Origin of the sequence: Streptosporangium sp. H16 (assembly GCF_051918855.1) — a bacterium.
Lineage (GTDB): Bacteria > Actinomycetota > Actinomycetes > Streptosporangiales > Streptosporangiaceae > Streptosporangium.
The window spans coordinates 1-18,697 of record NZ_JBPXMD010000010.1; the positions used below are offsets into that span (position 1 = coordinate 1).

Genomic DNA, 18,697 nt, shown 5'->3' on the forward strand with positions numbered 1-18,697 from the left:
TCGAACGGCGGAGACGTGACGTCGGCAGATGGCTCCTGCTCGGCGTGTTCATCGTGGCGGTCATGGGAGCCAAGGCCGTCTACCTGCCTCTGCTCGTGGCGGGCCTGCTGGCGGTGGTCACGGTCGAGGTGATCAGGCGGCGCCGGGCACCCCGGGCCGCGCTCGCCGCGCTCGGGATGACGGCGACGTGCTCCCTCTTCGCGCAGTTCGCGCTGTTCGGCCGCGTCCGGCAAGGGCTGATCGTCGAACCTCTCTCTTTCGCGCGAGCCGCGTGGGGCGAGATGACCGGTCTGGGCGGCCAGGTGGAACCTCCGGCGGTCTCGGTGGTGGGCGTCGCGTCGGTCTACCTGCTGTGCTGGGTCGTCGCATGGTGCGGGATCCTCGGGCTGCTGTGCAGGCCGCGACTGCTCCTGCGACCGGCGGTGGTCCTCCTGCTCGGCGCGGGCGCGGCGGGTGCGGGCGCGGCGCTCCTGTTCGGGCACCCCGGCCGGAGCCAGCTCTTCTTCCTCTGGGGGGCCTATCCCTACCTGGTGATCGTCGCGGTCTACGGGATCCTTGTCCTCGTGCGGCAGGCACGGGTGCCGCTCAGGACGATCGTGTACGCGGCCGGCGCCGGGACGGTCGCCGCCTATGCGATCCCCATCCTTTGCGGCGTCAGGATCCCTCTCGGTCCGGGCGAGGGGGACCTCGTCCTCTATCGGCCGTACATCGTGCTGACGGTGGCCGCCGTGCTGGTGACCGCCGTGCTGGTCGTCAGGTGTGGAGGACTTCGCGCATGGGTCCTCATGACGGTCGTGTTCGCGGCCATCGGCCTGCCCGCCTATGGGCATGCGCGTGTCCTTTCGGCCATGGACCGCTTCATCGGAAAGGGCTCTCGTGCGGTGGCCGGGCCGGTGGCGTCCGCCTCGATCCCCCGCGGTGCCCTGGAGGCCGGCCGGTGGTTGCGCGCCCACTCGGATCCGGGCGATCTGGTCGCCACGGACGTGCACTGCCGCTGGGGCCACGAGGACCCGTGCGACAGCCGCCAGTCCTGGGTGGCGGCCCTGTCCGAACGGCGCGTGCTGGTCGAGGGATGGACCTACACCTCCGCGAACATGAGCCGTTGGCGTCCGGGGTCCCTGCCGGAGCATCTGCCGTTCTGGGACGGCGAGCGGATCCGGCTGAACGACGCCGCCTTCCAGGCGCCCTCGGCGGCCGCGATCCAGCGCCTGCGCGAGCGCTACCAGGTGCGCTGGCTCCTCGCCGACGAGCGCCGCACGGGCCGGGCATCGAGAATCAGGGACGTCAGGGACATCGGGGACGTCAGGGACGTCAGGGACATCGGGGACTTCGCCGAGCTCCGCTTCCGTTCCGGCGACTACGCCGTCTACCGGATTCCGGAGCACGGGATCCCGGCGAGTCCCGCCGGCGGCACGCCCGGCGACGACGCATCCGCCCGGCTCGGCCGAGCCGGGAAGACACCAGGCCCATCAGGGGATTGACATGAGGATTCTCCATATCGGATACCGGCTCCCGCCCATGCCGGGGGGGAAGGAGCGCTATATCGAACTCCTCGCCCGCGAGCAGATGCTGCGTGGACACGAGGTGGTCGTCGCCCACCGGCGCGGCGACATCCCGCACGGCGCGCAGGCGCTTCCCCTGGCACGGACCGGCGCCAGCCGCGCCGTCTCCAGGAGGTCGGACGTGATCGCCTTCGCCATGGAGTGCGCGCGAGCACTTCGCCGGGCACGCCGGGTCGACATCGTTCACGCGCACGGCGACCACCGCGAGGCGCTCGGTCTCGGCTCCGCCGCACGACGGCTCGGGATTCCCCTGGTGATCCACGTCCACGGCGCCCTCACCGTACGTCACCGGCGGATCATGCCGTGGGCCTTCCGCCATGCCGACGGGTTCATCGTGTCCGGAGACCGGCCGCAGGGGGACCTGCTGGCGGCCGGCATCCCTGACCGGCGGATGCGGATCGTGCCCAGCGGCCTGAACCTCGACCACCTCGCCCGGTTCCGGGAGAACCATCCGGTCGAACCAGGATTGATCGTCAGCGTGGGCTCGCTGGTGGGGGTGAAGAACCACGCGCTGACCATCCAGGCCTTCCACCGGCTGCGCGCCGTCCGCCCCGACGCGCGTCTCGTCATCGCGGGGGACGGCCCCGAACGCGCCCGGCTGGAGCGGCTCGCCCGAACAGGCCCGGGAGTCGAGTTCGCCGGGCACATCCCCGCCGACGGCGTCTACTCGCTCGTGAGCCGGGCCCAGGTGGTCGTACACGCCTCCCACCGGCTTCCCACCGTCGGAGAGGGCATTCCCACCGCCCCCCTGGAGGCTCTCGCGCTGGGCACCGCCGTGATCGTCTCGTCCGACGCCTCGCTCGGCACGGCCGTCGCGGACAGCTCCGCCTACCGCGTCTTCCGCTCGGGATCCGTGGATGACCTGGTGACGCACCTGCGATCGGTCCTCGACGACGAGGCACTGTGCCTGCAGATGATCGAACGCGGTGTGCGGGCCGTGTCGGACCTCGATTGGCGGGTGGTCAGCGGCCGCATCGGGGAATGGTACGAGACGCTCATCGCCGGCCGGCCTCCTCTCGCCCCGGCGAGCGCGTCATGAGGAGCCTGCACGTCTGTGAAGTGATCAAGACGCTGGACGTGGGCGGCGCGGAGGTCCTGCTCGTCGAGAGGCTGCTCTCCGCTCCCCCGACGGGCAAGCGCTACACCGTCGTGTGCCTGCGGTCCTCCACCCCCGTGCTGAGCGGGCGGCTGCGATCGGCGGGCATCCGGGTCGTCGACCTCACCGCGTGCCCGCGCTGGCTCCGCCTGGCCCGCCTCGCGTGCGTGGTGCGGAGGCTGGAACCCGACGTCCTCAACATCCACTCCCCCCTTCCGGCGTCGTTCCTGCGGCCCGTGTCCCAGTTTTCGAGTCCACGCCCGGCCCTGGTCTCGACGGTGCACAACGTGCGTTACCGCCTGCCGACGATGTTGCTCGACCGGGCGACGGGATGGCTGGACACCCGGACCGTGGCCGTCTCCCCGGAGGTCGCCCGCGCTCGCACCGGCAGGCGCTCGCGGGGCCTGTCCGTTCGCGTGCACGGCGTCCACCTCGCGGAACAACGCCGCTGGGCGGCTCGATCGGAACAGACGAGGCGAGAGTGGAACGTTTCCCCGGACGCCTTCCTGGTCGTGCACGTCGCCAACTTCCACGCGCAGAAGAACCACGAGCTACTCGTCGAAGCCGCGGCGATGGTCGGGGAGCGAGACCCCCGTCTCGTGTTCCTGCTCGCCGGATCCGGTCCCCTGCACGCGCGGGTGGCTCGCCGGGTCGAGGAGCTCGGCCTGGGCAACGTGCGCCTGCTCGGTCACGTGCCCGACGCCGGCCGGCTCATCGCCTCCTCCGACCTGCTCGTGCTCAGTTCCTCGTACGAAGGGCTGCCCGTGGTCGTCATGGAGGCTCTCGCCGCGGGCGTGCCTGTCGTGTCCACCGCCGTGGGTGGAGTGCCCCATCTGATCGAGGACCGCGGGAACGGCCTCCTGGTCAGGCCGGGGGACCCCGCCGCCCTCGCCGAGGGCGTCCTGCGGGCGACGCGCCCGGAGATCCACGCGCGCCTTCGCGAAGGAGCGCGGGAAAGCGCGGAGCTCGTGGACATCAGCCGGGCGGCCGCCTGGTTCGACAGGCTGTACGACGAGGTCTGCTCGTAGGACATGGTCAACACTCTCGGACGTGCCGTCCACCGGATGCGACCGCCTGGCGGGCGCCATCTGCGGACCTTCACCTCGCTGACCGCCGCCGGCCTGGGCGAGGCGGTTCTTCCCACTCTCAGCCTGATCGCCCTGGTACGACTGACGGGAACCGAGACATCCGGTCAGGTCATCTTCGCCCAGTCCGTCGCGACCGTCTGGTTCCTTTTGTGCGATCCCTGCCTGGAGAACGCCGCCCAGCGATTCGTTCCCATCGAACAGCAGCGAAGCGGGCGGGGCTCCTCGCTGTTCATGCGCCTGATCCGCTGGGACGTGGCGATCGGCGTGGCCGCGGCCTGTGTCGGCCTCGTGGCGGTGCTGACCGCGCGCCTGCTGGGCTCCCTGCCGGACGAGTTCGCGTTCATGCTCGCTCTCGCGATCGTCACACGTGGGGCCATGGCGTCGTACGGCACGGCGGGCGCGGCCTTCGCGCTGACAGACCGGCTTCGCGCTCTGGGCGTGCTCAGGATGCGGTGTGCGCTCCTGTCGTTCGGGCTGTCCCTCGGCGGGTTGTTCCTGGGAGGGCCCCTCCTCTACCTGGCGGGCCAGGCCGCGGGTGCGCTGGTGATGGCGGTGGTGTTCTACCTGCTGGCGACCCGAGGGCTCCTCGCCGAGCTGGGGCCGGCCGTCGCGCGGGTCCGGATGCCCTCAGGCATGATCGCCTTTACCGTGAAGACGTCCATGGGAACCAGCGTGGCCGGGATCTCCGACTCGGGCATCCTCACCCTCGCGGGCCTGCTGGGCGGTCCGACCCTCGTGACCATCCTCAAGATCGCATCAGCTCCCGGCCGCTTCTACGCCAACCTGGCCGTTCCCGTGGCCGCGATGCTCTACCCGCGGATCATCCAGGCCACCACGGCGGGGGCGGGGACGGCTCCCATCAGGCGGGACATCGTGCGCACGGTCCTGCTGCTCACCGTGGCCGGAGCGGCGACCCTCACCATCGCGCTCCCGACGACCGACACCGTCATCGGCATGGCCTATGGATCCCAGTACGCCCACATCGGCGTGGTCGCCGTGGTGCTCCTGGGCGGCGCGTGCGTGAAGGGATCCGTGTGCTGGTCCAACGTGCTTCCCCTCGCCCTCGGCAAACCGGGCTGGCGGCTCGCGTACCTCTCGGCGGAGGGAGCCATGCTCCTGGGCATGCTCCTCGCCGCCAGCTGGACCACCTCGGGCCCGTTCCAGGCGTCGCTCTGTTTCGCGTGGGGAACGCTGGCCGTCGCCGCGCTCGGCACGGGTTTTTGGATCGCGTCGTTGCGGCGCATCACCGACCTCGGTTGCCCGGACCACGCATGATCTTCCAGAAGCGAAACGCGGATATGCGGAATACCTGGAAACAAGGCCAATTCGCCTTATTTCCATCATGACCACTCGCGAAGTCGCCGACCCCAATGGGGATCATAGGGCGGACTGCGAACACTTGGGGCGACCCAGCTAGATCATGCCTAGGTAGGGAATAGGAAAAACCTCGCGCCGTCACCGTGATGGTGTCGGCGAACAGCTCAAAGAGCGAACTAGTTTCTCCGACGTGAGCCAGGCCTGTCACCGAGGAGCCCGTATGAAGCCGGACGGCCGGATTCGTGTAATGGAGATCATCGCCCGAATGAACGTCGGCGGCCCCGCCACACAGGTGTCGGGGTTGTCGGAAGGGTTGGACACGAAGGAATTCGACCACCGCCTTTACACCGGCTACGTCGACCACGACGAGTGCGACCACCTCCGGCTGCACGACACGGAGACACGGGTCCAACGGGTCCCCGGCCTCGGCCGGTCGGTCAGGCCCGGAGACGACTACCGCGCGCTCTTCTGGCTGATCAGCGCCATGCGGGCGTTCCGCCCGCACATCGTCCACACCCGCACGGCCAAGGCGGGCGCCCTGGGCCGGGTGGCCGCCCGCCTGGCCGGCGTCGGCTCGGCGCGGGTGCACGTCTTCCACGGGCACCTCCTGCACGGCTACTTCTCCCCGGTCAGGCGCGAGCTCTACGTGCGGTCGGAACGGCTCCTGGCGTCCGTGTCGGACCGGCTGGTGACCGTGGGTTCCCAGGTCAGGGATGATCTGCTCCAGGCCGGGATCGGGCGCCCCTCCCAGTATGTGGTGATCCCTCCCGGTGTCCGGCTGGGACCGGTCCCCGACCGCAGGACGGCACGCGCCGCGCTGGGGCTACCGCCTGACGCCCCCGTCGTGGCGTACGTGGGCCGCCTCACCCAGGTGAAGAGGCCCGACCGGTTCCTCGCCGTGGCCGACACCGTGTCCAGGCAGATCCCCGGCTGCCGCTTCGTCATATGCGGGGGCGGCGACCTGGAGCGGCAGGTCACGCGGGACGTCGAGCCCGTCCGCGACTCCTTCCACCTGCTCGGCTGGAGGAAGGACGTGGAGGCCGTCTACGCCGCCGCCGACGTGGTCGTGCTGACCTCCGACAACGAGGGAACCCCGCTCACCCTCATCGAGGCGGGCATGGCGGGCACGCCGGCCGTCTCCACCCGGGTGGGAAGCGTCGCCGAGGTCGTCAGGGACGGGCACACCGGTCTGCTGGCCTCGACCGACCCGGCCGAACTGGCGGCGCACACCGTCCGCCTGCTCTGCGATCCGGATCTGGCCCGCCAGATGGGCGAGGCGGCCCGCGACTGGACAAAGTATGCGTTCGGCCTGGAGCGCCTCGTCTCCGACACCGAGCACCTCTACCGGTCGCTGTGCGGGAAGGCCGGCCGACTGCTCGTGGCGGAAGAGAACACACGATGAGAGTGCTGGTGACGGGCGGCGCCGGATTCATCGGCGCGCATACCTGCCGGACGCTGGCGGCCAGGTCCGACGTCGGGAACATCACGGTGCTGGACGACCTGAGCAGCGGGGATCTCGCCAACCTCGACGGCGTCGAGGCCGACGTCGTGATCGGCAGCATCCTGGACCGGGACCTGCTGACGGACCTGGTGGCCGGCGCCACGCACGTGATCCACCTCGCCGCCAGGCCGTCGGTGCCCCGGTCGCTGGCCGACCCGCTCGCCTCGCACGCCGTCAACGCGACCGGCACCCTGTACGTGCTGGAGGCGTGCCGCGCGAGCAGGCCGCACGTGATCCTCTCCTCCTCCTCCTCGGTCTACGGCGACCGTCCCGAACCCCGCAAGCACGAGGACCTGCCCACCAGGCCGCTCAGCCCGTACGGGGCCGGCAAGCTCGCCGCGGAGGCCTACGCGCTGGCCTACGCGCACAGCTACGGCCTGCCGGTCCTGCCGTTCCGCTTCTTCAACGTCTACGGCCCGCTGCAGAGCGCCGGGCACGCGTACGCGGCGGTGATCCCGGCGTTCGTCTCCGCGGCGCTGCGGGGCGAGCCGGTTCCGCTGCACGGTGACGGCGGCCAGTCGCGGGACTTCACCTACGTGGAGTCGGTGACCGGGATCCTCGCCGACGCGGCCGCCCGCCGGGTGACGAGCATGAAGCCGGTGAACCTGGCCTTCGGCACCCGTGTCTCCCTGCGGCACCTGATCGAGATCATCTCCGAGATCCTCGGCCGGGTGGTGGAGCCGGTCTCCCTGCCGCCGCGCAGGGGCGACGTCCGGGAGTCACAGGCCTCCGCACGCCTGCTGCGCGAGCTGTTCCCCGGGGCGCGCCCCGTCTCCCTGGAGGACGGGCTCCGCACGACGGTGGCCTGGTTCGAGAGGACGCGGGCCGCGAACGTCGAGGTGGCCGGCGTGCAGGCGTGAGCGGCCGTCTCCCGCCGACGACAGAGATCTCTCCAAGCACATGATGAGGAGAAGCCCGTGAGCAAGACACCACCTACCAAATATCTGATAACGGGCGGCAGCGGATTCATCGGCTCGCACCTGACCGACGCCCTGCTCGCCCGCGACGACTCGGTCGTCGTCCTGGACAACCTCTCGACGGGACGGCTGGAGAACCTCAGGCCGCACCCGAACCTGCGCTTCGTGCACGGTTCTGTCCTGGACGAGCTCATGGTCGACGAGCTGGTCCACCGGTGCGACGTCGTCGTCCACCTGGCGGCCGCGGTCGGCGTCAAGCTGATCGTCGAGCAGCCACTGCGGTCCCTGACGACCAACATCCGGGGTTCGGAGATCGTCATCGAGGCCGCACACCGGTACCGGAAGAAGATCCTGATCACGAGCACGAGCGAGATCTACGGCAAGAACTCCTCGGGCGCGCTGCGCGAGGACGCCGACCGCATCCTCGGCAGCCCCGCCGTGGTCCGCTGGGCCTACAGCACCGCGAAGGCCGTCGACGAGATCCTCGCCAACGCCTACCACAAGGAGCGCGGCCTGCCGACGATCATCGTCCGGCTGTTCAACACGGTGGGCCCGCGGCAGAGCCCGAGCTACGGCATGGTCATCCCGAGCCTCGTCCGGCAGGCGCTCTCGGCCGTCCCGCTGACCGTGTTCGGCGACGGGACCCAGACCCGCTGCTTCGCGCACGTCGCGGACGTCGTCGACGCGCTGCTCAGGCTGCTCGACGAGGACGCGGCTGTCGGTGAGACCTTCAACATCGGTTCCGGCGACGAGGTGAGCATCATGGAGCTGGCGAAGCTCATCGTCGAGTTCACCGGATCCACCTCCGGGATCGACCTCATCCCCTACTCCGAGGCCTACGAGCAGGGGTTCGAGGACATGACCCGCAGGGTTCCCGACACCGCGAAGCTCAGCGCGCTCACCGGCTGGGTCCCGCGGCGGAGCCTCGACGAGATCCTCACCGAGATCATCAGGGAGGCCTCCGGGGAGCCGGCGGCGTCCATCCCGTGAGCGGGACCGTCGCCCTCGTCTCGGGAGCGGCCTGCGCGCTCAGCGCCACGACCGTCGTACCGCTGAGGCGTCTGGCGATCCGCTGGAACCTCACCGACACCCCCGGCGGGCACAAGGTGCACGCCCGCCCGACCCCGTACATCGGCGGCATCGCGATCGTGACGGGCACCGTCGTGCCCTCCCTGATCGCCCTCGGCCTCGCCGACCTGCAGATCACCGCGATCATCCTCGCCGCGGTCGCGGTGTCCGTCCTCGGGCTGATCGACGACATCGCCCCGCTGCCCGCGGTCACCAGGCTGGCCGTGGAGACCGCGGTGGCGATCGGGGTGGTGCTCTCCGGCGTCCAGGCGACCGTGACCGGGACGTGGCTGGACGGCGTCCTCACGGTGGCGTGGATCGTCGTGATGACGAACTCCTTCAACCTGCTGGACAACATGGACGGCACGCTGGGAACCGTCACCGCCGTCACCGCGGCCCTCCTGGCGGCCACCGCCCTGGCGCAGGGCCACCTCGCGCTCGCGCTGCTCCTGTGCGCGCTCACCTGCGCGTGCCTGGGTTTCCTGCCGTACAACTGGGCACCCGCGAGGGTGTTCATGGGCGACTCGGGGTCGCTGTTCATCGGATTCACACTGGCCTGCTCGGCGGCCGTCCTCTCCGTCGGACGCCCTCCGGACGCGGCGGTCGCCGGATTGTTCCTGCCGACCTTCCTGGCGACCCTCGACACCTGCGTGGTCTTCGTCTCCCGCATGCTGGCGGGCCGCTCACCGTTGCAGGGCGGCACCGACCACCTGTCCCACCGGCTGCGCCGGACCGGCCTGGGAACCCGCGCGGTCGCGGCGGCGCTCGGCGCGATCGCGGCGATCTCCGGCGCCCTCTGCCTGGCGATGGCCCTGGGCCGGGTCTCCCCGCTCGCCGCGACGGCCGCGGCCTGCGTGATCGCCGTCGCCCTCGTCTGCCTGCTGCGAGGCGTGAGCGGGCGCGCACCGGCCCCCTCCCCCGAACCCCTCCCGAAGATCCGCGAAAGGCGGCACTGACATGGAACTCCTCTACTACACGCGGCTCGCGCGCAGGAACTGGCCACTCATCCTGCTGGCGCTGGTCCTGGCGGTGGGCGCGTCGGCCGCCGTCACAGCCGGCACGCCGCCGAAGTACGTCGCGACGATCTCCATGCTGGTCTCGGGCCACGACAGGGAGGGAAGCCTGTCCACCGCCTACCAGGCGGGGATGCTGTCGGCGCAGCGGGTGCACTCGTACGCGACCCTTCTCTCCAGCCGTCGGGTGGTCGCCCAGATCACCGGGGAGGACGACGTGGAGCGCGTGCAGGCGAACATCACCGCGGAGGCCGTCCCCGGCACCGTGCTGCTGCGCGCCACGGTCGGCGATCCCGACCCCTCCCGGGCCGCCGGCCTGGCCAACGCCCTGGGCGAGCGCTTCGCCGAGCTCATCGACCAGATCGAGCGGCCCACCCCCTCCAGCCGACCCGTCGTGAAGGTCACGCTGGTGGACCGGGCGGAGACGCCCGAGGCACCGGTCAGTCCCAGGCCGGTGGTCAACCTGGTGATGGCCCTGTTGATCGCCCTGGTCCTGGCCATGGCCGTCATCGTCGTCCGCGACCGCCTGGACACCACCGTCAAGTCGACGGAGGCACTGCAGCAGGCGTCGGGCAGCTCGACCCTGGGCATCATCGGCTACGAGAGGGACGCGCGGCGCCATCCGCTGATCGTGCGCAACCAGGGCCGGTCGTCCAGGTCCGAGGCGTTCCGCACGCTCCGCACCAACCTGCAGTTCATCGGCGTCGACCGGCAGCCGAAGTCGCTCGTGGTCACCAGCTGCCTGCCGAGCGAGGGGAAGTCCTCGGTCTCGGCCAACCTGGCGATAACCCTGGCCCAGGCCGGATGGCGGGTCGTCCTGGTGGACGGCGACCTGCGCCGCCCGACCATCCCCAACTACCTCGGCATCGAGGGGACGACGGGCCTGACGGACGTGCTGATCGGCAGGGCCCAGCTGAAGGAGGTCATCCAGGTCTGGGGCGAGCCGGGCATGTCGGTCCTGCCGAGCGGGCAGATCCCGCCGAACCCGAGCGAGCTGCTCGGCTCCGGCGGGATGCGCGAGGTGCTGGCCCAGCTGGCCGAGACGTACGACATGGTGATCATCGACGCGCCGCCGCTGCTGCCGGTGACCGACGCAGCGACGCTCGGCGCGCTCTGCGACGGCGTTCTCCTCGTCACCCGTCACGGCAAGACCCGGCGGGAGCACATGACGCGCGCCACGGAGCTGCTGGCGTCGGTCAACGCCCGCGTGGTGGGGACCGTCCTGAACTTCTTCCCGCTCAAGGACAACACGTACTTCGGGTACGGCTACGGCTACGGCTACGACGCCAAGGAGTCCAAGCCCGAGGTCAAGCATCCTGTGAGTGTGTGAGCAACCCGAGCGGGACGGCGAGCGCTCTGGCGATGCTCCGCCCGGCCGCCCGGTGGGCCAGCCGGGAACCCTGGTAGGGGTCGGCGATGTCGAGCTCGTCCACCCGCACCAGCCCGCGCAGCGCCCGCGCCTCGTCGACCAGGGCGCGGGCCCGATGCGCGGGATCGCGATGCCGGGTGATTCTCCCGGGCGGCACGGCCCGCGCCAGCGTACCGAACTCGGCGATGGTGAAGGCCCGGGCGGCCGCCGCGAGATGCAGTGCCACCGATTCCGCCCGATGCCGGCGGGTGGCCGTGAGTATCAGATCCGCGTCGGCCACCAGCTCGGGGACGAGGAGCCGGGAGCCGAAGCCCTCGGGGTCCCCGCCGAGCCGGACCAGCGTCCGCCGGGCGTGCCCGGTCATCTCCAATCCGGGCTGGGCGTGTGTGCCCGCGCTGATCACCTGGACCGCCGGGCACGGCCCGAGCGCCGAGCGGGTCAGCCGCTCGGCGAGCGGGGAGCGGCAGATGTTGCCCGTACAGACGAACAGGATGCGGAAGCGAACGCCCTCCGGGGGCGCCGGCGCCTTCCACACGTCCCTCCAGCAGCGCGGGCCGCAGTACTCGTGCCCGGCCGGGACGATCTCGGCCTTCCCGTTCCCGGTGACACCGGAGTCTCCCCGGGTCGTGGGGTTCCGCGTGATCCCGGTGTTCTCCGGTGAGGCTCTCATTCCGAGAGGGTAGATCGGCTCCTGTACGCCGTCGCCCGCGGCACACCGCTCTTTGCCCTTTTCATGCAGGCGCACGCGACAGGGCGTGCGGCGGAAGACGCCTGTTCCCGTCAGGGGCCGCAACCGCGCGGGTCCTCGGTGACGTGGGTCCGCTGGGGCCGGACGAGCGGCTGCACGGGGACCAGCGGGGCCGCGTCCGAGGCGGGCTCGACGAAGTCGAACTCCAGGGACCTCGACTGCCCGGGAGCGAGTTCCAGCATGACCGAGTAGACGGGGTGGGAGCGCTCCGTCCCCCTGACGACGGCCGCCCGCTCCCCGTCCAGCCTGGCCGCGGTCATCCGCCCGCCGAGCCCGCCGTACAGCGACACCCACAGCAGGTTGGACCCGGGAGCGTGCCACCGCCGGGGGAGGTCGAGCCGGCCGGTGACGTAGGAGGGCAGGACCTCCGCCGGGACGTCGTTGACGAGCCGGATCCGCACGGTCGAGGGACGCAGGCCGTCCCGGCAGGCGCCCAGCTCGTAGGCCAGGGAACGCTCCAGGTAGTAGTCGAGCTTGCCTCCGGCCGAGTTGTTGACCACCAGCCCCGCGAACGGTCCCGGCCGCGAGGGCAGCACGCCGCCGATCGGGGCGCGGGCCAGGAGCCGCTGCTCGGCCTCGTGACGGCTCCAGACCTGGATCCGCCGCTCGCCGACCATGCGGCCCAGTACGGGCAGCAGCCCGGCGGGGTCGGCGAGGGACTCGGGCAGCGCCTCCCCGACGGCGCCGGCGACCTCGATGAGGAACCGCTTGCGCGCCACCGGATCGTGGTAACGGGCGTAGGCCGCCCGCTCGGTGAGATCGACGATGTTCGCTGAGGTCACCTTCTCCCCGCCGGAAAGGGTGACCGGGCCGATCAGCCGCAACAGGTGGGCCAGCCCGGCGGGGTCGGTGGCCACGGCGCCGTCGAGCCGCGTGCCGGTCCGCCTCTCCCACAACCGGGTCCAGGTGGCGGCGGCGTACGGAAAGTGCGGGGAGAGGTTGGAGACGGACAGCATTCTGGTCGCCGCCGGCCCGTAGCGCCTGAGGAAGTCCCGGCCGTGGTCGGCGACGGGGACGGGGCTCGTGAACAGACCGGTGTCGGCGGACAGCCGCTCGACGGAGATTCGGCCCCGGCCGGCCTTCAGGATGCCGAAGGCGCCCACGAGGCCCCCGGTGCCCCTCGCCTCGGCGTTGTTCTGGAAGGCCAGGAAGTAGCGGCGGGGACCGTCGCCGCCGAACATCGGGGGCAGGAGCGCGGCGGCGTCGGCGGCGGTGCGCAGCAGGTCGCGCAGCCGGGTCATCTCGCCCAGCGCGGTGTCCCTCGCCTCGTCGAGCGTGTCCAGCCCGCTGTCGGCCGGGGTGGCACGCAGAAGTGAGTCCGCCCGCGCGAGGCGGGTGACCGCGCTCGCCAGGACCGGTGCCGCCGCGTCAAGGGCGGCCAGTCGCCCCCGCACGGTGCCTCGGGAGGGGGCGGCGGCCGTCATGAACGGCGCGGCCGCCCCCTGCACGTCGGTGAGCACACCGGTCAGCTCGTCGGCGGCCCAGGCGAGGCCGCGCACGGTCGTCGCGGCGTCTCCCGCGAACGGGAGGTGGGAGATCAACCACCAGCCTGAGCCCCCGGTGAGCCGCCGCGCCTCGACCGCGTGCGACCGGGCGTCCGCGAGCGCCCCCGCCACCTGGGCGGGGGCACCCGCGCTCACCAGCGAGCCCAGCCGCGTCAGCGCGCCTCCGGCCGCCACCAGATGGTCACGCACCCGCAGGCCCAGGTGAGCCTCCCAGACTCCGGCGATCACCAGGGCGGCCGAGGCCCACAGGACGATCCGGCGGGCCCTCCATCCGGACGGCCCGTTTCGCACCGGTGGAAGGGACGGCCCGACGTCACGGCGGGCTCTCCCTCCCCATCGCCTACTTCGCACCGGTGGATCGGCGGCGCCGCACGAGCCACAGCACACCGGCTCCCGCGACCAGCAGGCCGGCTCCCAGCCCGGCGGACGCCGTCGCGGGCACTCCAGTGAACGGAAGACTCTCCCCGCCGGCCTCGCACGAACGTCCCCCGTCACCGCAGTCGTCGCCGACGGACTCGTTCCCGCAGTCATCGCCCCTGCAGTCGTCGTCCTCGACGACATTCTCCCCGCGGGGCGTCCGGGCATTCTCCCCGAGGGGCGTCCGGGCGACCTGGAGGGCGATCCTCCTCGCGTCGGAGGCCTTCTTCTTCGCGGCCTCCGCCCTCCCCACGGCTCCGGAGGCCACCTGCTCGGCCTTGGGATTGACTCCCGCGGCGAGGCCGACGATGCCCTCCGCCTCACCGGCGATGCGCCCGGCCTCCGGGCCGATGCGCCTGGCCTCGGCGACGATGCGCCTGGCCTCGGCGGTGATGGGTCCGGCCGTGCCGGTGCTCCCGGAGACGGCTCCCCCCGCCGAGGCACCGAGGGCAAGCCTCGCGGCGGCCGGGTTGACCCGCAGAGCGGTGGAGGTGGGCTGGACGATGACCCCGCCTATCCTGTCCCTGTCGGTGTTCCTCAGCTGGTTGCGGTTGTCGTTCCTGTTGTTGATCTCAATGCAGGTCTCCCCCCGAGCCTCCGCGCAGGACTCGGCGACATCCGCCGCCTGCGCGGCGAGGTCGTCCGCCCGCCTGCCGATCGCGTCGGCCTCGTCGGCGATGTCCTCCGCCGCGGTGAGGAGAATGATGTACGGCGGGTAGGGCGCGCCCTCGAGGGTCTCAAGCGGCAAAAGCCCGCTCTCCGCGGTCGCCGCCCCTGCGGGACCGATTATCAGGCCGCCCCCGGTCATTACCGCGAGCAGGAAACACATCATGTATTTTCTAGCCATTTAGGGCTCCCATAGCGATGGTTCAGGCCACAGAACAAGACGCTGAAGCAGAAGCGACATGTCCCCAGAGCCTGTTATATTCGCCCGCCCCGCGATAACCCGCAGACTGTTCCCCCCCTTACCGAACGATCGTCAACCATTCTCCAGATATTGGGACTCGCCCGGCCGCGCCAACGTGGAGGAAAGGAGTCACGGCGCGGCCTCGACCCGGTAGACGGGTCCCGACAGGCTGAGCGCGTACAGTTCGCCGTCGTGGTCCTGGCCGAAGGACGACAGCTGTTCCACCGTGCCGAGGTCGTCGCCCCGCCCCTTCCCGCCGGGGGGCGCGGCCTTGACCCAGCCCGCGCAGAAGTCGCCGTAGACGAACCGCCCCTCCAGGCCGGGGATCTTCTTGCCCCGGTAGACGTATCCGGCGATGACCGAGCAGTTGCCGCCCTCGCCCAGCGGGTACTCGATGACGGGATCCACCGTGTCGCCGCCGTCGCCGCCGTCACCGTCGCCGCCGCCCTCGAAGGGGTGGGTGCCCTCCTTCAGGTTCCAGCCGTAGTTGCGGCCACCCTCGCCCTTCGGCTCGAAATCGACCTCCTCCCAGGCGTTCTGGCCGACGTCGCCGATCCACATGTCGCCGGTCCTCGCGTCGAAGGTGAACCGCCAGGGGTTGCGCAGGCCGTACGACCAGATCTCCGGCCTGGCGCCCTGCCTGCCGACGAACGGGTTGTCGCGGGGGACCTCGTACGGGGTGCCGCGCGGGTCGATCCTGAGGATCTTGCCGAGCCAGGTGTCCAGGTTCTGGCCGTTGCCCTGCGGGTCTCCCCCGCTGCCGCCGTCGCCGAGGGCGATGTAGAGGTGCCCGTCGGGCCCGAAGGCGAGCTGCCCGCCGTTGTGGTTGGCGTACGGCTGCCGCTGGGTCAGCACGTCCCTGCGGCCGGTCGCCTTGCCTCCGGAGAAGGCCCATTCGGTGAGGTGGGTGTGTCCTTCGCGGTCGGTCCAGTTCAGGTAGAGGAAGTTCCCTTCCGAGTGGAAGGCCACCCCGAGCAGTCCCTGCTCGTTGCCGGTGCTGATCTCCCCGGAGAGGTCGACGACGGGCGCCTCGGCGACCTTCCCGTCCTTCACCGCGCGCAGCCGTCCCGTCTGCTCGGCGATGTAGAGTGTCGGGTCGTCCTTGCGCAGGGCCATCGCCACCGGCATGTCGAGCCGGGCGAACTCGGCGAAGCGGACCTTCGGGGCGGCCTCCGTACCCCTCTCCCCACCGGACTCCCCCGGCGAGGCCGTGACAGCGGGCGAGGCGGCGGGAGGGGCGGATCCGGAGTCGGCGGACCCGATGGTCTCGGTGGCCCCGGTGGAGGAGCAGGCGACCAGCGCCGCGCTCAGCAGGGCCAGGCCCCATCCTGTCCGGCATCCTGTCCGGCGGGAGATCGGCACGGTTCTCAGCCTCCTGTGTTCGTCACCTGCTCAGGCGATCACTTGTACGCGCCGGGCGCCGCGAAGGTTCCGGCCGCGCCGGGCGACTCCCGCACGTCCCTGCCCTCCCCAGGCCGCGTACGTCCATTCTCCGTTCGCCGATTCTCGGTGTGTCTCCGAGGGTCGACGGCGTTCAGCCGGCCCGGCCGACGCCCCTGTGCACCCGAGCCGTACGGTCGACGAGCTCGCGCAGCGCGACCTCGTCGACGTCGTCGAGCCGTTTCAGGTAGAGGCAGCCCTTTCCGGCTTTGTGGGGACCCAGCCGGGTGAGCACCGACGCGTATCGTTCCTCGAACCCACCCACCAGGTAGACGACGAGATGCTGCTTTCGCGGCGAGAAGCCCACCAGAGGCCAGTCGCCCGTGCGTCCGCTCTCGTAGGTGTAGCGATAGCTGCCGAAGCCGACGATGCTCGGGCCCCACATCACCGCGGGCTCACCGGTCACCTCGCGCAGGATCGCGCGGAGGCGCTCCGCGTCGGCTCGCCGGCGTTCGTCGGAGACCGCGGCCAGAAAACCGTCGACGCTGACGTCGGTCGGAACCGTCACCGGCTGTTTCGATGTCGCCATGGGGGCATGCTGACACACCGGTACGACAAAAGGCTGAGATCCGTGGCGCAACCCCTGGAACTCCCCCGGCCGCCCCCTCCCTAGACTGCTGGCATGCCAACCGCACTGATCACGGGGGCGACGGCCGGCATCGGTGCCGCCTTCGCCCGCCGCCTGGCCGCCGACGGATTCTCCCTCGTCCTGGTCGCCCGCGACGAGAAGCGCCTCGTCTCCGTCTCCGAGGAACTGCGCCTGCGATACGGGGTGAGCAGCGAGGTGCTCGTCGCCGACCTGGTGACCGACGAGGGCCTGGAGGCGGTGGAGCGGCGGCTCGGGGAGGGAGTCGACCTGCTGGTGAACAACGCGGGCTTCGGCCACCGGGGTCACTTCCTCGACGTGCCCGCGGAGGAGGAGCTGCGGATGCTCAAGCTGCACTGCGAGGCGGTGCTGCGGCTGACGCTGGCCGCGCTGCCGGGGATGAGGGCCCGCGACCGGGGCGCGGTGATCAATGTCGCGTCGGTGGCGGCGTTCTTCCCCCGGGGCTCCTACAGCGCGTCCAAGGCGTGGGTGGTCAGCTTCAGCGAGTCCACGGCCGTCGAGATGGCCGACAGCCGCGTGCGGGTCATGGCCCTGTGCCCGGGGTTCGTGCACACCGAGTTCCACGAGCGCGCCTCGATGGACAAGTCGGGCATCCCCGAGTTCTTCTGGCTGTCGGCGGACAACGTCGTCCGCGAGGCGATGCGCGATCTGGCCCGGGGCGTGCGGGTGAGCATTCCCGACCTGCGCTACAAGGTGATCGTCAGGGTCGGCAGGCTGCTCCCCCTCGGCCCGATCGGCCGCTTCTCGCGCCGCCTCGCCCGCCGCTGAGGGAGGCCGCCGGCGAAGACGAAGAAGACGAAAAGGGCCCGCGCCACGGGAGGGGGTCGTGGCGCGGGCCCTTCCGGCCTGCGGTGGTGGTCGGGACGCGTCTCGCGGCCCGCGCGGTGGATCAGACGCGGGCGTTGGCCTCGTGACCGATCGCCAGGCCCGAGACCGGGTCGAAGAAGTGCAGGTTGTGGGTGTCGACGATCAGCTCGATGTTCTGGCCGGGACGGACGTGGCTGCGGGAGTTGACCCGGGCGGTCCACAGCGACTTGTCACCCACCAGCGGCAGCGTCGCGTCCTCCTCGCCGTCGTCGGCGGCGGCGGCCACGGTGTCCTGGTGCTGGACCGGCGGGGCGTCGATCAGGAACAGCACGTTGATCTCCGAGCCCAGCTCCTCGGTGACCTCGGCGCGGACCGGCAGGCGGACCCAGCCGGAGGAGGAGCCGTTGGCGGCGATCGAGTCGTCGAAGTCGGAGGGGCGGATGCCCAGGATGATCTTCTTGCCGAAGTACTGGTCGAGGCCGCGCTTCTCGGCGAGGGTCTCGGCCGGCACCGGCAGCTTGAAGCCCGCGAAGGCGACGGCGGCGCCGCCGTCACCGCGCACCAGCTCGGCGTTGACGAAGTTCATCGACGGGGAGCCCATGAAGCCCGCGACGAACAGGTTGACCGGCTTGTCGAAGAGGTTCTGCGGGGTGTCGACCTGCTGGAGCAGGCCGTCGCGCAGCACGCAGACACGGTCGCCGAGGGTCATGGCCTCGACCTGGTCGTGGGTGACGTAGACGGTCGTCACGCCCAGGCGCTCGTGCAGGGTGTTGAGGGAGGCCCGCATGGAGACGCGGAGCTTGGCGTCCAGGTTGGACAGCGGCTCGTCCATGAGGAAGGCCTGCGGCTCGCGCACGATCGCGCGGCCCATGGCGACACGCTGGCGCTGGCCACCGGAGAGGGCGGCGGGCTTGCGCTTGAGGTACTGGTCCAGGCCGAGCATCTTGGCGGCCTCGCCGACGCGCTTGGCGATCTCCGCCTTGGGCATCTTGCGGAGCTTCAGACCGAAGGCGAGGTTCTCCTCGACGGTCATGTGCGGGTAGAGCGCGTAGTTCTGGAAGACCATGGCGATGTCGCGGTCCTTCGGAGGCAGGTGGTTGACCACCCGGTCGCCGATGGAGATCTCGCCGCCGCTGATGTCCTCAAGCCCGGCGATCATGCGCAGGGCGGTGGACTTGCCACATCCGGACGGCCCGACCAGCACCATGAACTCCCCGTCCTTGATCTCAAGGTCGAGGCCGTTCACGGCTTTGACGCCGCCCGCGTAGATCTTGTCGACTTTGCTGAGAACAATGGATGCCATGGAAGTCCTTGTCGCCTCGGGCCAACCCCGCG

The 18,697-nt window shown here is 71.0% G+C and carries 16 protein-coding genes; 10 read left to right on the forward strand and 6 right to left on the reverse strand.

The annotated features are described in order from the left end of the window. From ACTOQ2_RS18180 to ACTOQ2_RS18220, 9 genes are all read left to right on the forward strand, one after another. Positions 1–1,481 (forward strand): hypothetical protein (locus ACTOQ2_RS18180; RefSeq protein WP_440100712.1); only part of this gene is annotated, 1,481 nt, incomplete at its 5' end. A 1-nt stretch (position 1,482) separates the two neighbouring features. Beyond that, the gene (locus ACTOQ2_RS18185) at positions 1,483–2,601 is read left to right on the forward strand and encodes a glycosyltransferase family 4 protein (protein WP_440100713.1); all 1,119 of its coding nucleotides are present in this window, start codon (positions 1,483–1,485) and stop codon (positions 2,599–2,601) included. Then, entirely contained in the window at positions 2,598–3,686 is a 1,089-nt protein-coding gene (locus ACTOQ2_RS18190; protein ID WP_440100715.1) for a glycosyltransferase, read from the forward strand. Before ACTOQ2_RS18185 ends, ACTOQ2_RS18190 begins: the two co-directional genes overlap by 4 nt. A 3-nt stretch (positions 3,687–3,689) precedes the next feature. Then, the gene (locus ACTOQ2_RS18195; protein ID WP_440100717.1) at positions 3,690–5,021 is read left to right on the forward strand and encodes a hypothetical protein; all 1,332 of its coding nucleotides are present in this window, start codon (positions 3,690–3,692) and stop codon (positions 5,019–5,021) included. A 307-nt stretch (positions 5,022–5,328) separates the two neighbouring features. Then, complete coding sequence (locus ACTOQ2_RS18200) at positions 5,329–6,465, forward strand: glycosyltransferase (RefSeq protein ID WP_440100719.1); 1,137 nt, start codon at positions 5,329–5,331, stop codon at positions 6,463–6,465. Further along, entirely contained in the window at positions 6,462–7,424 is a 963-nt protein-coding gene (locus tag ACTOQ2_RS18205; protein WP_440100720.1) for an NAD-dependent epimerase/dehydratase family protein, read from the forward strand. Before ACTOQ2_RS18200 ends, ACTOQ2_RS18205 begins: the two co-directional genes overlap by 4 nt. Positions 7,425–7,481: 57 nt before the next feature. Next, positions 7,482–8,471 (forward strand): NAD-dependent epimerase/dehydratase family protein, encoded by a 990-nt coding sequence (locus ACTOQ2_RS18210; protein ID WP_440100722.1) that lies wholly within the window; start codon positions 7,482–7,484, stop codon positions 8,469–8,471. After that, positions 8,468–9,505: an MraY family glycosyltransferase gene (locus ACTOQ2_RS18215; RefSeq protein ID WP_440100724.1), complete on the forward strand. Its 1,038-nt coding sequence runs from the start codon at positions 8,468–8,470 to the stop codon at positions 9,503–9,505. Before ACTOQ2_RS18210 ends, ACTOQ2_RS18215 begins: the two co-directional genes overlap by 4 nt. Position 9,506: 1 nt before the next feature. Then, positions 9,507–10,892, forward strand: a complete 1,386-nt coding sequence (locus ACTOQ2_RS18220) for a polysaccharide biosynthesis tyrosine autokinase (protein WP_440100726.1) — start codon at positions 9,507–9,509, stop codon at positions 10,890–10,892. On the opposite strand, the gene ACTOQ2_RS18225 is transcribed toward ACTOQ2_RS18220, so the two are convergent. The 5 genes from ACTOQ2_RS18225 to ACTOQ2_RS18245 all read right to left on the reverse strand — a co-directional run bounded on the left by ACTOQ2_RS18225 (position 10,870) and on the right by ACTOQ2_RS18245 (position 16,477). Further along, a complete protein-coding gene (locus ACTOQ2_RS18225; protein WP_440100728.1) occupies positions 10,870–11,601 on the reverse strand; it encodes an arsenate reductase/protein-tyrosine-phosphatase family protein in 732 nt (243 codons plus the stop codon). The genes ACTOQ2_RS18220 and ACTOQ2_RS18225 overlap by 23 nt on opposite strands. 110 nt (positions 11,602–11,711) lie before the next feature. Further along, positions 11,712–13,475 (reverse strand): DUF4012 domain-containing protein, encoded by a 1,764-nt coding sequence (locus tag ACTOQ2_RS18230; protein ID WP_440100730.1) that lies wholly within the window; start codon positions 13,473–13,475, stop codon positions 11,712–11,714. 49 nt (positions 13,476–13,524) lie between these two features. Beyond that, positions 13,525–14,448 (reverse strand): hypothetical protein, encoded by a 924-nt coding sequence (locus ACTOQ2_RS18235; RefSeq protein ID WP_440100732.1) that lies wholly within the window; start codon positions 14,446–14,448, stop codon positions 13,525–13,527. A 189-nt stretch (positions 14,449–14,637) separates the two neighbouring features. Next, positions 14,638–15,870 (reverse strand): PQQ-dependent sugar dehydrogenase, encoded by a 1,233-nt coding sequence (locus ACTOQ2_RS18240; RefSeq protein ID WP_440100734.1) that lies wholly within the window; start codon positions 15,868–15,870, stop codon positions 14,638–14,640. A 172-nt stretch (positions 15,871–16,042) separates the two neighbouring features. Continuing rightward, a complete protein-coding gene (locus ACTOQ2_RS18245; RefSeq protein WP_440100736.1) occupies positions 16,043–16,477 on the reverse strand; it encodes a DUF1801 domain-containing protein in 435 nt (144 codons plus the stop codon). A 93-nt stretch (positions 16,478–16,570) separates the two neighbouring features. Between ACTOQ2_RS18245 and ACTOQ2_RS18250 the strand changes: the two genes are divergently transcribed. Continuing rightward, a complete protein-coding gene (locus ACTOQ2_RS18250) occupies positions 16,571–17,323 on the forward strand; it encodes an SDR family NAD(P)-dependent oxidoreductase (protein WP_440064080.1) in 753 nt (250 codons plus the stop codon). A gap of 121 nt (positions 17,324–17,444) precedes the next feature. Here ACTOQ2_RS18250 and ACTOQ2_RS18255 read toward each other — a convergent pair whose 3' ends face one another. Then, positions 17,445–18,665 carry an ABC transporter ATP-binding protein gene (locus ACTOQ2_RS18255; RefSeq protein WP_362680724.1) on the reverse strand — a complete coding sequence of 407 codons (1,221 nt, stop codon included), beginning with the start codon at positions 18,663–18,665 and terminating at the stop codon, positions 17,445–17,447. Between the last annotated feature and the right edge of the window lie 32 nt (positions 18,666–18,697).

What these genes read in the sequence shown, in the direction of transcription:
- ACTOQ2_RS18195 (WP_440100717.1), top strand. Translation starts at nt 3,690, where the DNA reads ATGGTCAACACTCTCGGACGTGCCGTCCACCGGATGCGACCGCCTGGC.
- ACTOQ2_RS18205 (WP_440100720.1), top strand. Translation starts at nt 6,462, where the DNA reads ATGAGAGTGCTGGTGACGGGCGGCGCCGGATTCATCGGCGCGCATACC.
- ACTOQ2_RS18235 (WP_440100732.1), bottom strand. Translation starts at nt 14,448, where the DNA reads ATGGCTAGAAAATACATGATGTGTTTCCTGCTCGCGGTAATGACCGGG.
- ACTOQ2_RS18250 (WP_440064080.1), top strand. Translation starts at nt 16,571, where the DNA reads ATGCCAACCGCACTGATCACGGGGGCGACGGCCGGCATCGGTGCCGCC.
- ACTOQ2_RS18225 (WP_440100728.1), bottom strand. Translation starts at nt 11,601, where the DNA reads ATGAGAGCCTCACCGGAGAACACCGGGATCACGCGGAACCCCACGACC.
- ACTOQ2_RS18255 (WP_362680724.1), bottom strand. Translation starts at nt 18,665, where the DNA reads ATGGCATCCATTGTTCTCAGCAAAGTCGACAAGATCTACGCGGGCGGC.
- ACTOQ2_RS18185 (WP_440100713.1), top strand. Translation starts at nt 1,483, where the DNA reads ATGAGGATTCTCCATATCGGATACCGGCTCCCGCCCATGCCGGGGGGG.
- ACTOQ2_RS18190 (WP_440100715.1), top strand. Translation starts at nt 2,598, where the DNA reads ATGAGGAGCCTGCACGTCTGTGAAGTGATCAAGACGCTGGACGTGGGC.
- ACTOQ2_RS18245 (WP_440100736.1), bottom strand. Translation starts at nt 16,477, where the DNA reads ATGGCGACATCGAAACAGCCGGTGACGGTTCCGACCGACGTCAGCGTC.
- ACTOQ2_RS18200 (WP_440100719.1), top strand. Translation starts at nt 5,329, where the DNA reads ATGAACGTCGGCGGCCCCGCCACACAGGTGTCGGGGTTGTCGGAAGGG.
- ACTOQ2_RS18220 (WP_440100726.1), top strand. Translation starts at nt 9,507, where the DNA reads ATGGAACTCCTCTACTACACGCGGCTCGCGCGCAGGAACTGGCCACTC.